Here is a 14,278-nt window from a genome sequence, read left to right as displayed (position 1 = left end):
GCGTACACTCGTTGGGTGAAGGTTTTAGCAGCAATGAGTGGCGGTGTTGATTCCGCCGTCGCAGCCGCGCGCGCGGTCGAAGCGGGGCACGAGGTGGTCGGCGTGCATCTCGCACTGAGCCGAATGCCGGGCACGTTGCGCACCGGCAGTCGCGGCTGTTGCACCGTTGAAGATTCAATGGATGCCCAGCGCGCCGCCAACATCATGGGCATCCCCTACTACGTCTGGGACTTCTCCGAACGGTTCAAGCTCGACGTCGTCGACGACTTTATCGCCGAATACGCCGCCGGCCGTACCCCGAACCCGTGCATGCGCTGCAACGAAAAGATCAAGTTCGCCGCCCTGCTCGAAAAGGCCATGGCCCTCGGCTTCGACGCCGTCTGCACCGGCCACTACGCGAGCATTCTGACGGATGCCGATGGCAACAAGGAGCTGCACCGCGCGGCCGCCTGGGCTAAAGACCAGTCCTACGTGCTCGGCGTGCTCACCGCTGACCAGATTAACCACTCCATGTTTCCGCTCGGCGCCACGCCGACCAAGGCCGAGGTGCGGAAAGAAGCCGCCGAACGCGGCTTCTCGGTGGCGAACAAGCCCGACTCCTACGACATCTGCTTTATTCCAGACGGCGATACCAAGGGCTGGCTCGGCGAACGCGTCGCCCCGGTAACCGGCGACATCCTTGACCGGGAGGGCAACACCCTCGGGCAGCACGACGGCGCCGTCGCGTTTACGGTCGGCCAGCGCAAGGGCCTCTCCATTGGCACTCCGGCCGCCGACGGCAAGCCGCGCTTCGTGCTTGAGGTGCGCCCGATCACCAACACGGTCGTCGTCGGTCCGAAGGAGGCGCTCGCCATCAAGGAGATCGCCGGCAACAAGTACACCTGGGCCGGGCTCGCCCCCGAGCATCCAGAGGTGGAATTCGCCTGTCATGTGCAGATTCGCGCCCACGCCGACCCGGAACCTGCCGTAGCCCAGGTCGTTTCAACCGCCGCCGTCACCGGCGTCGACGGCACGGTCGAATTGCGCATCATTCCGAACCAGCCGCTCGCCGGCGTCGCCCCCGGGCAGACCGCCGTCGTCTACGTCGGCACCCGGGTACTCGGCCAATGCACCATCGATCGCACGGTCAGCGCCGTACCGATTTCATCAGGCAGTTCCGTCTCAGCACCTACCGCTTCGGCCAGCCCCGTCCCGGTCAATGCCTGAGTCCGTCGCCGACACCACCCCTGACGACCTCGTCGCCGCAGCCGCCGAGGCTGCCGACATCACCACCCGCGTACTCGCCGCCCGGGACGCCTACTACGGGCAGGACACGGTCGTCATCTCCGACGCCGACTACGACCTGCTCGTGCGGCGCCTCGGCGAGCTGGAGCGGCTGCACCCCGAGCTGCAGAGCCAAGACAGCCCCACTCAGACCGTCGGCGGCCGCGCCGAGGTCACACTGTTCGACCCGGTCACCCACGCCGAACGGATGCTCAGCCTCGACAACGTCTTCTCCCTCGACGAGTTCGACGCCTGGGCCCGCAAGGCCGCGGAGAACTCGGGCCGCGCGGTGCACTATCTGTGCGAGCTCAAGATCGACGGCCTCGCCATCAATCTGCGCTACGCCGATGGAGTGCTCGTCTCCGCGGCCACCCGCGGTGACGGGGTCGTCGGCGAAGACGTCACCGAGAACATAGACCTCGTGCCCGGCATCCCGTCTCGCCTGGACGGCACCGGGCATCCGTCGTTGATGGAGGTGCGTGGCGAGGTGTTCTTTCCCACTGCCGCCTTCGACGAGCTGAATGCCGCACAGTCCGCAGCGGGCGAGCGAGTGTTCGCGAATGCCCGCAACGCGGCGGCCGGGTCGCTGCGCCAGAAGGCGGCCGGCAAGAACACCGACCAACTGCGCCTCATGAAGGCCCGCCTGGGGCGGCTGCGCATGCTCGTGCACGGCATCGGCGCCTGGGAGAACCCGCCCGTCAGCACGCAATCCGAGGTCTACGGCCTGCTCGACGGGTGGGGACTGCCGACCAGCAGCTACTTCAAGGTGGTCGAGTCGGTTGCCGAGGCTGCCGAGTTCATCGAGTACTACGGAGCCCACCGCGGCAGCGTGGTGCACGAACTCGACGGCATCGTCATCAAGATCGACGAACTGGCCCTGCACGCCGAACTCGGCGCCACAAACCGGGCACCGCGCTGGGCCATCGCCTACAAGTACCCGCCAGAGCAGGTCAACACGAAACTGCTCGACATTATCGTCAGTGTCGGCCGCACCGGCCGGGCGACCCCCTTCGCCGTGATGGAAAAGGTGCTCGTGGCCGGCAGTGAGGTGCGCCAGGCCACCCTGCACAACCAGGACGTCGTGAAGGCCAAGGGCGTGCTGATCGGCGACACGATCGTGCTGCGCAAGGCTGGCGACGTCATTCCCGAGGTGCTCGGCCCGGTCGTCGAGCTGCGCGACGGCACCGAACGCGAATTCGTCATGCCCCTGAACTGCCCGGAATGCGGCACTCCGCTGGCCCCGGCGAAGGAGGGCGATATCGATTTGCGCTGCCCGAACGCGCGCAGCTGCCCGGCCCAGGTACGCGGCCGGGTCGAGCACATCGGCAGTCGCGGCGGTCTCGACATCGAGGTTCTCGGCGAGGTTGCCGCCTCCGCGCTGACCCAGCCGATTGTGCCGGCCGACCCGCCGCTGCCCACCGAGGCGGGCCTGTTCGACCTCAAGCTGGCGGACCTGCTGCCGATCCAGGTGATCGTGCGCGACGCCGAAACCGGACTGCCGAAGGAAGACGACGACGGGGTCGCAAAAATCCGCATGCCGTTCTCGCGCAATCCGAACCCCGCCGAGAAGAAGGCGGGCCTGACCGGTTTGCAGCCCTCGGCGAGTGCCCTCAAACTGCTCGCCGAGATCGAGAAAGCCAAGACCAAGCCGCTCTGGCGCATCCTGGTATCGCTCAACATCCGTCACGTCGGCCCGGTCGCCGCCCGCGCACTGGCGAACCATTTCGGTTCGCTCGACGCCATTCGCGCGGCCAGCCGGGAGGAACTCGCCGAGGTCGACGGCGTCGGCGGCATTATCGCTGACGCGGTGCTCGCCTGGTTCCTGGTGGACTGGCACGTCGCAATCATCACCCAGTGGGCCGCGGCCGGCGTGCAATTCGCCACGCTGGGGCATTCAGGTCCTGGCGCGGCCGAGGCCGCCGGAGGAGTGCTCGCCGGGCTCACTGTCGTCGCTACCGGCTCGCTCGAGGGCTTCACGCGGGAGGGCGCCCAGGAGGCGATCATCGCCGCCGGCGGCAAGAGCGCGTCGAGCGTGTCGAAGAACACTGACTTCGTCGCCGCCGGGCCGGGCGCAGGATCCAAGCTCGGCAAGGCCGAAACCCTCGGCATCCGCATTCTCGACGCCGACGAGTTTCGTACCCTGCTCGCGGAGGGGCCGGCCGGGTTGGCGCCCGCGTCCTCACCTGCATCCACGTAGGCTGCCGCACAGGTTTCCTTGGTTTTGCGTGAAATTCCACCGGCCGCGCACCGAGCGTCCGACGTTGTTCGTAATGGGCCACTACAGCCAGTCCTCTTGAAATGCGGCTGCTGTCGGTGTAAGCCGAAATCAGGCCGATGCGTTGTCGCCTCTTTCGAAGGAGTGCCATGCCCAGCACATGCGATTACTATTTCTCCGCCGAACTCGTTCGTCGACCATGAGCCTGCTCCGTGGGTTCCTGGGCGGCGCGGCGGCTGGCGCGGCAGGCACCACCGCGCTCAACGCCGTGAGCTACCTCAGGATGGCGCTCAAAGGCAGACCGGCCAGCTCCACTCCGCAGGCCACCGTCGAGAAACTTGCCGACGTCGCCCAGCTCACAATCCCCGGATCTGACGTGGTGAGAAAAAATCGGATCGCGGGCATCGGGCCGATGACCGGTGTGATCGTGGGCGTGGGTGTTGGTGCACTGCTCGGACTCTTCCGCTCTGCCGGTTGGCGACCCGCGCCGGTGATGAGCGGACTGGCGGCCACGGTTGGCGCGCTGATTGGCGGCAACGTGCCGATGACGGTTCTCGGGGTGACCGACCCCCGCACCTGGACCGCCAAAGACTGGGCCAGCGACATCGCCCCGCACTGGCATATGGGGTTGTTGTCGCCGCTACCCTGTGGGGCTTCGGGCGGCAAGCGCCGTCCCGCTGAACGCGCCGTCCCGGTGAACGGGTCCCGGTGAACGGGTCGTCCGGCTGATCAGGGGCGGCACCCGCGAATGCCGCCCCGCCGAACTCGGCGACCATGTCGGTGCCTGTGATGGTTGCGCTTTCGGTTGGATCATTGGACGAACTCGTGTTCACTCCTTCCACGTTCGAGTCCGAGCGGTGAACGCGCCGCGGCGAGTTAGTTCGACAGTGGTCTACTCGGGCTTGAGGATGACTTTGGTCCACCCGTTATTGCGGTCGCCGAAGTTCTTGTAGGCATCCACGGCTTCGCTGAGCGGGACCTCGTGCGAAACGATCCATGAAGGCTTGGCCTTGCCCACGGCAATCAGGTCGCGCAATTGCCGATTGTATTTCTTCACCGGGCATTGGCCGCTGCCCATGCTTTGCCCCTTGAGCCACTGCAGGCCATAGTCAATGGCCAGCTTGCCCTGCTTANTCTGCCGGCAGAAAGACGCCGACAACGCCAATGCCCCCGGTGATGCGCACGGACTGAATCAGCCGATTCAGAGTCATAGCGGGATCTTCGGTGCCCTGTGGATCGTGGGCCTGATAGCCCACGCATTCACAACCCCGATCCGCGCCTTTACCCTTGGTCTGGTCCAGCACGAACTGAACCGGATCCACCTTCGAATCATCAACGGCGGTCGCACCGATCTGCTCAACGAGGGCCAGCCGGTCCGGGCGTCGGTCCACAACCCAGACTTTACTCGCGCCCTTGATCGTCGCGGACAGGGCGGCCATGAGCCCGACCGGACCCGCACCGTAGATCACCACGGTGTCACCGGGGATCACGCCGGCCATCTCGGTAGCGTGATAACCCGTCGGAAAGATGTCCGACAGCATCACGTAATCGTTTTGCTTTTCTATCGCGTCTTCACCCAAGCGCAGGCAGTTGCTGTCGCCGTAGGGCACGCGCAGCATTTGGGCTTGACCGCCGGGATACGGACCCATTCCCGCGAAGCCGTAAGCGGCGCCCGCGCCGACCGGGTCTGGTTGAGTGGTCATGCAATAGTTGGTAAAACCGCGTTCGCAATTCTTGCAAAATCCGCAGGAAATATTGAACGGCAACACGACCCGATCGCCGACCTTGACCGCGTCGACGCCGTTACCGATCTCGATGACCTCGCCCATATTTTCGTGGCCAAACGTGCGTCCAACTTCGAAGTCGGTGCGCCCCTCGTACATGTGCAAATCTGAACCGCAGATATTTGTTGCCGTAATGCGAACCAAAACATCAGTGGGACGTTCGATCTTGGCGTCCGGAACGTCTTCAACACTGACTTCATTTGGGCCCTTGTAAACGACTGCCTTCATTTCTTTTCACTCCTTGACTTTTTTGAATGTGGCTGCGGAAGATCCGTCTTCACTTTCGGAGGTATTGAATGGATGAATGTCCCGACAGTTCTAGACTGTGCGGAAAATGAGCATGCCTCAGTTTTATCACGATCGGACATGATCTGCCACTGCGCACCTCGTGGAGGTGGCTGTCCGGACGGTGACCAAATTCAGAGAACCCGACCTGACCGGAGTGCGCTTCAGGAACGAGCGGACGCCGTCACAGAATATCGAGCGGTTGTTTTCCGCGAGGCACCGGAAATGCGTTATCGAGAGCCAGACAATCTTCAGCATCGAGAACCACCGCGCCCGCGCCGACATTCTGGCGCACGTGCTCGAGAGACGAAGCCTTGGGGATCGCGATGATGCCCGGTTGCCGGATAACCCAGGCCAGGGCGATCTGGGCAGCAGTCACCCCGTGCCATTTTCCCAGTTCGGCCAGCAGCGGATGTTCCAACAGGGACGGTCCCTGCCCGAGCGGCGAATAGGCCATAAGCGGCATACGCTGGTGTTGCTGCCAAAGCAGCAGATCGAACTCGATGCCCCGACTGCCGAGGTTGTAGAGCACCTGGTTGGTGGCACATCCCTCGGGTACTGGCTCCAGATCATCCAGGTCGAAATTCGATAACCCCCAACTCCGAATCTTGCCAGCGGCACGGAGGTGTTCGAACCCGTCGACGGTCTCGGCGAGTGGAATACTGCCGGACCAATGCAGTAAGTAGACATCGAGTCGATCGGTTCCGAGCCGGCGCAGGCTGCGCTCGCACGCAGCGACGACACCGCTGCGGCTCGCATTATGTGGGTAGACCTTGCTGACCAGCACGACCTCATCGCGTCGCCCTCGAATGGCCTCGCCGACGAGTTCTTCCGAGGCACCGTCGCCATACATTTCGGCGGTGTCGATCACGGTCAGGCCGGCGTCGATCCCGGCGCCCAGGGCCGCCACCTCGGTCTTTCGCTTCGCGGGGTCTTCACCGAGATGCCAGGTTCCCTGCCCAATGACGGGTACCCGAACGCCGTTAAAGAAGTCGGTTTCGCGCATGCGGTTCCTTGCGTCGTGTGCATATCCAGACGGTCTGGCTTACGTAGTCTCAAGACTCAGAACGATCTTGCCCAGGTGGGAGTTCCCGGCCATCAGGTCCTGCGCTTGTTGGACTTCGGTCCAGGGCAGAATCCGATCAATCGATGGGCGTAGTGCTTCGAAAGCCGGGTCGACCTCGGCGCGCAGCGCGGCGACGATCTCGGCTTTTTTTCCGCAGCGTCGCGGGTGCGAAAAGTGACCCCAATGATGCTCAATCGTTTAAACGCCAGTGCTTCCAAATCAAGAACACCGTGGGCACCGCCGAGGCGCCCCACACCGACCAGGCGTCCCAGGAGTGCGGCGCAGCGAATATTGTCCGCAAGATACGGGCCACCAACATGGTCGATGATGACGTCGACCCCGCGGCCATCCGTCAGTTCCAAAACCCGATCAGCGAAACCGGCCTCGTTAACGTCGACCACGTGATCGGCACCCTGGGAACGGAGCAGGTCAGTTGCCCGGTCCGTGCGAACGGTTGCGATAACCGCTCCAGCGCCCAGGTATTTTGCCAACTGTACGTACTGAAGACGCACCGATGAGGCAGCCGCATGAATCAGCACCGTTTCGCCCGGCCTGAGGCCACCCGCGGTGCGGAGCGCGTTGTGCTCGGTCATCAACCCGAGGATGGCAGCGGCACCCTCCGCGTAGGACCACGCCCGCGGAATCGGTACGACCAGCGCAGCGTCGACAACGATTTCCTCGCTCAAACCGCCGCTGACGGTGGCCATGACACGGTCCCCGAACTGTACTCCCTTGACCTCGCATCCCACCGTGACGACATCGCCCGCGGCATCCAGCCCCACAACGACCGGTGCGCTGCCCGGGCTGACCGGTTGGTGGGTTCCGGCGCGCTGGGCAAGGTCGGCACGATTCAACGACGCAGTCCGCACACGGATCTTCACCTGACGCGGGCCCGGTTCAGGGCTCGGCAGATCGCGCATCGAAAGCACGGAACCACCCAGGTTCTGCTCAACAACAAGTGCTCTCATATCTAAAGTGTGCTCCTACGCGGTTAGTTCCCGCTGAAATTCTGGCTCCAGGAGACTTTTTTCTCCTCGTTGGCGATGCCAGGCTTCACAGGATCAAAGCGAATGGCCCACCGGTGCCGGTGCCGGTCCAGGCAACGGACACGGACGCCAGGGGCGCGGGTGCGCACCTGGTGCGGTCGGCGGATCGGGCTCGCGGCGGCTGGCGAATAGGATTGGGGTATCCACCCCAATGCGTATCGGAGTTCCATGTCGGAAATCACGGCTGAGCAGGTTGCCCATTTGGCATACCTTGCTCGGATCGACCTCAGCCCCCTCGAGATCACCAATCTCACCCACGACCTCGGCCAGATCGTCGACTCGATTGCCAAGGTCTCTGAGGTAGCCACCGCTGACACCCCGGCCACGAGCCACCCGATGCCGCTGACCAACGTCTACCGTGAAGACGTCGTCGTGCCATCACTGACCGTCGAGCAGGCCCTGTCCGGCGCCCCCGACCGCGCCGGTGACAAATTCCGCGTGCCCGCCATTCTGGACGAGGAGTAACCATGACCTATCTCACCAAGCTCTCCGCCGCAGCGCTCAGCGAGCTGCTGGTCAGCAAGCAGGTCAGCGCCGTCGAAGCGACCAGCGCGCACCTCGACCACATCACGGCCGTCGACACCGACCTGCACGCCTTTCTGCACGTGGCGGGCGAGGCCGCCCTGGCGACCGCCGCCCAGATTGACGCCCGCCGCGCTGCCGGCGAGGTGCTGAACCCGCTCGCCGGGGTTCCGATCGCGATCAAAGACGTGCTGGCCACCCAAGACATGCCCACCACCGCCGGGTCGAAAATTCTTGAAGGCTGGGTTCCGCCCTACGACGCGACCGTCGTTGCCCGACTGCGTGCGGCCGGCCTCGTGCCGCTCGGCAAGACCAACATGGACGAATTTGCCATGGGGTCCTCCACCGAACACTCCGCCTACGGAATTACTCGCAACCCCTGGGACCGCGACCGTATCCCCGGTGGCTCCGGTGGCGGCTCGGCCGCGGCCGTCGCTTCTTTCCAGGCGCCGCTCGCCCTCGGCAGCGACACCGGCGGATCCATCCGCCAGCCCGCCGCCGTCACCGGCTCGGTCGGCGTCAAGCCCACCTACGGCGGAGTCTCCCGCTACGGGGCGATCGCCCTGGCCTCCAGCCTCGACCAGGTCGGACCGGTCTCCCGCACGGTCTATGACGCTGCCCTGCTGCATGACGTCATCGGCGGCCACGACCCCCTCGACTCCACCTCGCTGACCGACAGCTGGCCGTCGATGGCCGCCGCCGCGCGCGACGGTCTCAAGGACGGCGCCCTCACGGGCGTGCGCATCGGCGTCATCAAGGAACTCTCCGGCGACGGATTCCAGGCTGGCGTCACCCAGCGCTTCAACGAAACCCTCGCGCTGCTCGTCGCCGCTGGCGCCGAGATCATCGAGGTCTCCGCACCGAACTTCGAGTATGCCGTCGCGGCGTATTACCTGATTCTGCCCGCCGAAGCGTCGAGTAACCTGGCCCGCTTCGACTCGGTGCGATTCGGCATCCGCGTCAACCCGGAAAGCGGTTCGCTCACGAGCGAGCACGTGATGAGCACCACCCGAGAGGCCGGTTTCGGTCCCGAAGTCAAGCGCCGTATCATCCTCGGCACCTACGCCCTGAGCGCCGGTTACTACGACGCGTACTACGGCAGCGCGCAGAAGGTGCGCACGCTCATTCAGCGTGACTTCGCCGCCGCGTTCGGCCAGGTCGACGTTCTGATGTCGCCGAGCGCCCCAACCACGGCGTTCAAGTTTGGTGAGAAGCTCGCCGATCCGATGGCTATGTACATCAACGACGTGACCACCATCCCGGCGAACCTGGCTGGTGTGCCCGGAATGAGCATCCCGATCGGGCTCGCGCCCGAAGACGGCCTGCCCGTCGGCCTGCAGATCATGGCCCCCGCCAAAGCGGATGCCCGCCTCTACACCGTCGGCGCCGCGATCGAGCAGCTGCTCGAAGCGAGCTGGGGGCACACCATGCTCAGCCAGGCTCCAGCCCTGACCCCGACCGAAATGTTTGCCAGCGAAGAGGGAGCCGTCTGATGAAGGCTGAATTGATGGACTTCGATAAGGCACTCGAACTGTTCGAGCCGGTGCTCGGCTTCGAGGTGCACGTCGAACTCAACACCAAGACCAAGATGTTCTGCGGCTGCGCCAACGAGTTCGGCTCCGGCGCCAACACGAACACCTGCCCGACCTGCCTCGGCCTGCCCGGCGGACTGCCGCAGGTGAACAAGAAGGCGCTGGAATCCAGCATCCGTTTGGGGCTGGCTTTGGGGTGTGAGATCGCCGAACACTCGCGGTTCGCCCGCAAGAACTACTTCTACCCCGACACGGCGAAGAACTTTCAGACCAGCCAGTACGACGACCCGATCTGCCACGACGGATCGATCACGATCGAACTCGAGAGCGGCCGCCTGGTCACCGTCGAGATCGAACGTGCGCACATGGAAGACGACGCCGGCAAGCTCACCCACATGGGTGGCGCGACCGGACGCATCCAGGGCGCCGACTACTCGCTCGTCGACTATAACCGTGGCGGTGTGCCACTGGTCGAGATCGTCACCCAGATGATCGAGGGCGCCGAACACGACGCCCCCGAGATCGGCAAGACCTACGTCGCCGCCATTCGCGAGATCGCCAAGGCGCTCGGCGTCTCCAACGCTCGCATGGAAGAGGGCAACGTGCGTTGCGACGCCAACGTCTCCCTGCGCCCGCGCGGGTCGAACGTGCTCGGCACCCGCACCGAGACCAAGAACGTCAACTCCCTGAGAAGCGTCGAGCGCGCGGTGCGCTACGAAATCCAGCGTCAGGCGGCCGTGCTTTCCGGCGGAGGCACCATTACGCAGGAGACCCGGCACTGGCACGAGGACACCGGAATCACGAGCGCCGGTCGGCCTAAGAGCGACGCCGACGACTACCGGTACTTTCCGGAGCCCGACCTGCTGCCGATGGCACCGTCGCGCGAATGGGTCGAAGAGCTGCGCCTGACCCTGCCCGAGCCGCCCGCGGCCCGTCGCAAGCGCTTGCAGGCGGCCTGGGGTTTTGTGAACCTCGAGTTCCAGGACGTCGTGAACTCCGACCTGCTCGACGCGGTCGAGGCGACCGTCGCCGCCGGGGCATCCGCTCAGGCATCGCGCAAGTGGTGGACCGGCGAAATCGCCCGGCTCGCCAACGTGGCCAACGTCGCCGCCGACTCGCTCGTGACGCCGGTGCAGCTCGCCGCGCTCATCGCACTGGTCGAAGCCGGAAGCCTCACCGACCGCCTGGCCCGCCAGGTGCTCGAAGGTGTCATCGCCGGCGAAGGAACCCCGGCCGAGGTCGTCGAAAGCCGGGGACTGGCCGTGGTCTCCGACGACGGCGCGCTCATCGCGGCGATCGACGCCGCACTGCTCGGCCAGCCCGACGTGCTCGCCAAGATTCGTGACGGCAAGGTGCAGGCCGCCGGCGCCGTCATCGGGGCCGTTATGAAGGCCATGCGCGGGCAAGCGGATGCCGCGCGCGTGCGCGAACTCGTGCTCGAACGCGCCGCCGCAATCGAGTAGCCGGTGACAACTCAGGCTTTCGGAGTGGGCGTGCAGGTCGTGGTGCACCTCGACCGCACCCGCTTTCCCGACTCCCTCATCGACGACCCGATCGGCGTGATCGTCGCGCCGGGGGAGTCGGAGGGCTCCGGGCTCTACGCACCGACCGTGCAGCGCGAGAAGTTCTGGGTCGTGGCCTTCGAGGAGCCGTTCGTCGGCCTCGACGGGTCGGGTCCGCACGACTCCGCGCGCATTCCGCAGAGCTTCCTGGAAGCGGCGCCGGAGGCGTGAACGTGACTGCTCCGGAGCAGGACGGACGCGCGCCGTCGACCCGCGACATCCGTCGGTGGCGGCAATACCTCGCCGACGAACAGGCCGAGGCCGCGGTCTACCGCGACCTCGCCAATCGTCGCGCCGGCGAAGAGCGGCAAATTCTGCTCGCCCTCGCCGACGCCGAAGGCCGGCACGAAGAACACTGGCGGAACCTGCTCGGCAGCGACGTCGGTTCACCGCGGCGCGGTGCTTTGCGCACCCGATTTCTTGGTCTGCTGGCCCGCCGGTTCGGTTCGGTGTTCGTGCTTGCCCTCGCCCAGCGGGCCGAGGGACGCTCGCCCTATCAAGCGGATGCCGACGCGACCAGCGCCATGGCCGCCGACGAAACCGTGCACGAAGAGGTCGTGCGCGGTCTCGCCGCCCGCGGCCGCAAACGCCTCTCCGGCACCTTTCGGGCCGCCGTGTTCGGCGTCAACGACGGGCTGGTGAGTAACCTCGCCCTCGTGCTCGGTATCGGCGCCACCGGTGTGCCGGCCGCGACCATTCTGTTCACCGGCATTGCCGGGCTGCTGGCCGGGGCGCTGTCGATGGGGGCCGGCGAATACGTCTCGGTGCGGTCCCAGCGAGAACTGCTCGAGGCATCCAGCCCCGCGGCTCCCGCCAAGAGCGTGCTCTCCCACCTCGACCTCGCCGCCAACGAGCTGACCCTGGTCTATCGCGCCCGTGGCATGTCCGAGGAGAAAGCTGAAACCTACGCCCGCGGCGTGCTGGCCACCGCGTACGCGGCAACCGGACCGATTGCCGCGGTCACCAAAGCGGCGCCGGAGCCCGACGAGCACGAGGCCATCGGAACGGGCACCGGCGCCGCCCTGTCGAGCTTCTGCTTCTTCGCCTCCGGCGCACTGCTGCCGGTGCTGCCCTACCTGTTCGGTCTGAGCGGCTACGCGGCCATCATCGTCGCGACTGTAATGGTGGGCGTGGCCCTGCTCGCCACCGGGGCTGTCGTGGGGCTGCTCTCCGGTGGTCCGCCGCTGAAACGAGCGTTGCGGCAGCTCGTCATCGGCCTCGGCGCGGCCGCCGTCACGTACCTGCTCGGGCTGGTGTTCGGCACCTCGATCGGCTAGCTCGGCGCCGGCCCGGCCACGATGGCCAGTCCAGTCTGTCCGCACCACTGGAACGTATGACCGGCCGGCAGGCCTGGTGCCCCGCCGGACTGGTCGTTGAGGTGTTCCGATAGACCGGGCAGGCGCAGCAGCGCGCCGGTCGCGAGGTGAGTGTCGGTCGAGACCACCACCCGGCCACTGGAGTTGATGACCGTGACCGAGACGCCGTCTGCGCCGAGGCGCGGTATGAGGCCGCGTTCGATCTCGTCGACCGAGAGGTCGATGCCGACAACCCCGATCAGCTCGGCGGCTCGATACACCGGAAGCGTCAGAGTGAGCGTGTACTCATCCGTGCACAGGTAGTCGACGTAGGGGCCGGTAATGTGTCGGCGTCCCGTCTGTTCTGGAACCCGCCACCATTCCAGCGCGGTGTAGTCCCGAAAACTCTCATCGAGAGGGTCTTCGACCGTTTCCAGATGGCGGATGCCGGTGGCGGGCAGCCCCGACACGGCCGGGTTCTGGCCGCCCAGCCACCAGGCCAGGTGCCAGCCCAGAAAGTTCGGCGCGGACACAAAACCGGCTCCGATGACGCACCCCTCGGAGTCGGTGAACTCGCGGCGCACCAGAGATTCCATCAGGGGATCCAGGTCGGCCCGGTCGGCGATACGATCCGGCCGCGCGGCATAGCGTTCCACCAGGTCTGCCCAGTGTTCCAGCCGAGCGAAGACCGGGTCGAAGACGGCGGCAACGGATGAAAAACCGGCCGCGGTCTGCGGCCCATCGTGCTCGGGAGTGAGCGTTTCGGGCGTCATGCGGGTGCACCCGTGGGAAGTACCGCGGTGGTGCTCACTGTCGCTGTGCTGTCGGTCATCGTTGACCTGCCCTTCAGTTCCAGGAGTGATTTCGCCTCGATAAGCCACTCGATGGACTCGATGATCTGCGTCACGGTCAGCTGTCGGGCGCGAGCGCCGTCCTCGGCGATGAGGGCCGCGACCGTCGCGCGCTGCACGGCCTGGCAGCGTTCGCGGCGGCTCGCGTCCCGCAGGCTGAGCCAGAGCAGGGAACCGAACTCGGCCTGCAGACGCAATTCTTCGCGCACGAGCCGGGCGGATTGGCTGAGCGCGGCCACCTCGAGACGGAAGGTACCCTGACCGCGGCGCGCGGCATCCGCTGTGCCGGCATCGGCGCGGTCGAGGATACGCTCGAGGTTCTCGATATCGGCCGCGCTGGCCCGGTCGGCGGCGAGCTCGGCAGCGAGACCTGCGATCGCGGAATAATGCACGCCCAGGTCGCGAACCTGCACCCGGGACCAGGCCACCAGGCGTTCATCCTGCAGGTCGGTCGCACCCCGCCCGGCGAACGTGACGAAACTGCCGCCGTCGCGGCCGCGCTTGGTGTGCACGAGCTTGTTCCGGCGCAGAATTTCCAGGGCTTCGCGGGCGGTGACCGTGGCCACGCCCAGCTGGCGGGCCAGCTCGGCCTCACTCGGCAGGCGTTCGCCGTCGTGCAGCACCCCGAGCACAATCGCATCGGTCAGCCGCTGCAACACCAGCTCGGCCCGGCCAGCGCCGTCAAGCGGGGCGAAAATGGCCGCGCGCGTTCCCGATCCGGCTCGGATGGACTGCGGCATCGGCGGCTCATTTCAGGTTGTGACACGACCGTAACATCCCGGCGCACATTTATGACATCTAACTCCATATGATTAGCCTGTGAGTGAGCAGGGAGTCGTTGAATGAGTGAGGAGATC

The 14,278-nt window shown here is 65.8% G+C and carries 15 protein-coding genes; 8 read left to right on the top strand and 7 right to left on the bottom strand.

All coding sequences use genetic code 11. The annotated features are described in order from the left end of the window. The first annotated feature begins 15 nt into the window (after positions 1-15). From mnmA to CXY77_RS04535, 3 genes are all read left to right on the top strand, one after another. Complete coding sequence (gene mnmA, locus CXY77_RS04545; protein ID WP_194088293.1) at positions 16-1,206, top strand: tRNA 2-thiouridine(34) synthase MnmA; 1,191 nt, start codon at positions 16-18, stop codon at positions 1,204-1,206. Beyond that, on the top strand, positions 1,199-3,460 hold the full coding sequence (gene ligA / locus CXY77_RS04540) for an NAD-dependent DNA ligase LigA (protein WP_104088219.1): 2,262 nt from the start codon (positions 1,199-1,201) through the stop codon (positions 3,458-3,460). The genes mnmA and ligA overlap by 8 nt, the downstream gene beginning before the upstream one ends. Positions 3,461-3,677: 217 nt before the next feature. Further along, positions 3,678-4,190, top strand: coding sequence for a hypothetical protein (locus CXY77_RS04535; RefSeq protein ID WP_199181880.1), 513 nt, complete (start codon positions 3,678-3,680; stop codon positions 4,188-4,190). Positions 4,191-4,370: 180 nt separating this feature from the next. Here CXY77_RS04535 and CXY77_RS20560 read toward each other — a convergent pair whose 3' ends face one another. The 5 genes from CXY77_RS20560 to CXY77_RS04520 form a co-directional block, all read right to left on the bottom strand. After that, on the bottom strand, positions 4,371-4,514 hold the full coding sequence (locus CXY77_RS20560; RefSeq protein ID WP_233197228.1) for a hypothetical protein: 144 nt from the start codon (positions 4,512-4,514) through the stop codon (positions 4,371-4,373). A 94-nt stretch (positions 4,515-4,608) separates the two neighbouring features. Then, a complete protein-coding gene (locus tag CXY77_RS04530) occupies positions 4,609-5,490 on the bottom strand; it encodes an alcohol dehydrogenase catalytic domain-containing protein (protein WP_233197227.1) in 882 nt (293 codons plus the stop codon). Between the two features lie 241 nt (positions 5,491-5,731). Then, the gene (locus tag CXY77_RS04525; protein WP_104129761.1) at positions 5,732-6,553 is read right to left on the bottom strand and encodes an aldo/keto reductase; all 822 of its coding nucleotides are present in this window, start codon (positions 6,551-6,553) and stop codon (positions 5,732-5,734) included. 39 nt (positions 6,554-6,592) lie between these two features. Next, complete coding sequence (locus CXY77_RS21030; RefSeq protein ID WP_369827247.1) at positions 6,593-6,682, bottom strand: hypothetical protein; 90 nt, start codon at positions 6,680-6,682, stop codon at positions 6,593-6,595. After that, a complete protein-coding gene (locus CXY77_RS04520) occupies positions 6,646-7,581 on the bottom strand; it encodes a zinc-binding dehydrogenase (protein WP_198412700.1) in 936 nt (311 codons plus the stop codon). The genes CXY77_RS21030 and CXY77_RS04520 overlap by 37 nt, the downstream gene beginning before the upstream one ends. Before the next feature lie 246 nt (positions 7,582-7,827). On the opposite strand from CXY77_RS04520, the gene gatC reads away from it, so the two are divergent. From gatC to CXY77_RS04495, 5 genes are read left to right on the top strand one after another with little or no spacing between them, the layout of a single operon-like run. Beyond that, entirely contained in the window at positions 7,828-8,124 is a 297-nt protein-coding gene (gene gatC / locus CXY77_RS04515) for an Asp-tRNA(Asn)/Glu-tRNA(Gln) amidotransferase subunit GatC (RefSeq protein ID WP_092341157.1), read from the top strand. A gap of 2 nt (positions 8,125-8,126) precedes the next feature. After that, positions 8,127-9,674: an Asp-tRNA(Asn)/Glu-tRNA(Gln) amidotransferase subunit GatA gene (gene gatA, locus CXY77_RS04510; protein ID WP_104129760.1), complete on the top strand. Its 1,548-nt coding sequence runs from the start codon at positions 8,127-8,129 to the stop codon at positions 9,672-9,674. Continuing rightward, complete coding sequence (gatB, locus tag CXY77_RS04505) at positions 9,671-11,176, top strand: Asp-tRNA(Asn)/Glu-tRNA(Gln) amidotransferase subunit GatB (protein ID WP_199181884.1); 1,506 nt, start codon at positions 9,671-9,673, stop codon at positions 11,174-11,176. Before gatA ends, gatB begins: the two co-directional genes overlap by 4 nt. 3 nt (positions 11,177-11,179) lie before the next feature. Continuing rightward, a complete protein-coding gene (locus tag CXY77_RS04500) occupies positions 11,180-11,446 on the top strand; it encodes a hypothetical protein (RefSeq protein ID WP_134344282.1) in 267 nt (88 codons plus the stop codon). A 2-nt stretch (positions 11,447-11,448) separates the two neighbouring features. After that, the gene (locus CXY77_RS04495) at positions 11,449-12,552 is read left to right on the top strand and encodes a VIT1/CCC1 transporter family protein (protein WP_104088280.1); all 1,104 of its coding nucleotides are present in this window, start codon (positions 11,449-11,451) and stop codon (positions 12,550-12,552) included. On the opposite strand, the gene CXY77_RS04490 is transcribed toward CXY77_RS04495, so the two are convergent. Next, positions 12,549-13,343, bottom strand: coding sequence for a cache domain-containing protein (locus CXY77_RS04490; protein ID WP_092341153.1), 795 nt, complete (start codon positions 13,341-13,343; stop codon positions 12,549-12,551). The two genes, CXY77_RS04495 and CXY77_RS04490, sit on opposite strands and share 4 nt — an antisense overlap. Beyond that, positions 13,340-14,161, bottom strand: a complete 822-nt coding sequence (locus CXY77_RS04485; protein WP_092341152.1) for a FadR/GntR family transcriptional regulator — start codon at positions 14,159-14,161, stop codon at positions 13,340-13,342. Before CXY77_RS04485 ends, CXY77_RS04490 begins: the two co-directional genes overlap by 4 nt. Between the last annotated feature and the right edge of the window lie 117 nt (positions 14,162-14,278).

Origin of the sequence: Cryobacterium sp. N21 (assembly GCF_002929575.1) — a bacterium.
GTDB classification, from domain to species: Bacteria; Actinomycetota; Actinomycetes; order Actinomycetales; family Microbacteriaceae; genus Cryobacterium; species Cryobacterium flavum.
The sequence above is the reverse complement of the archived record's forward strand: the minus strand, read 5'-3'. Positions and strand labels throughout refer to the sequence as shown.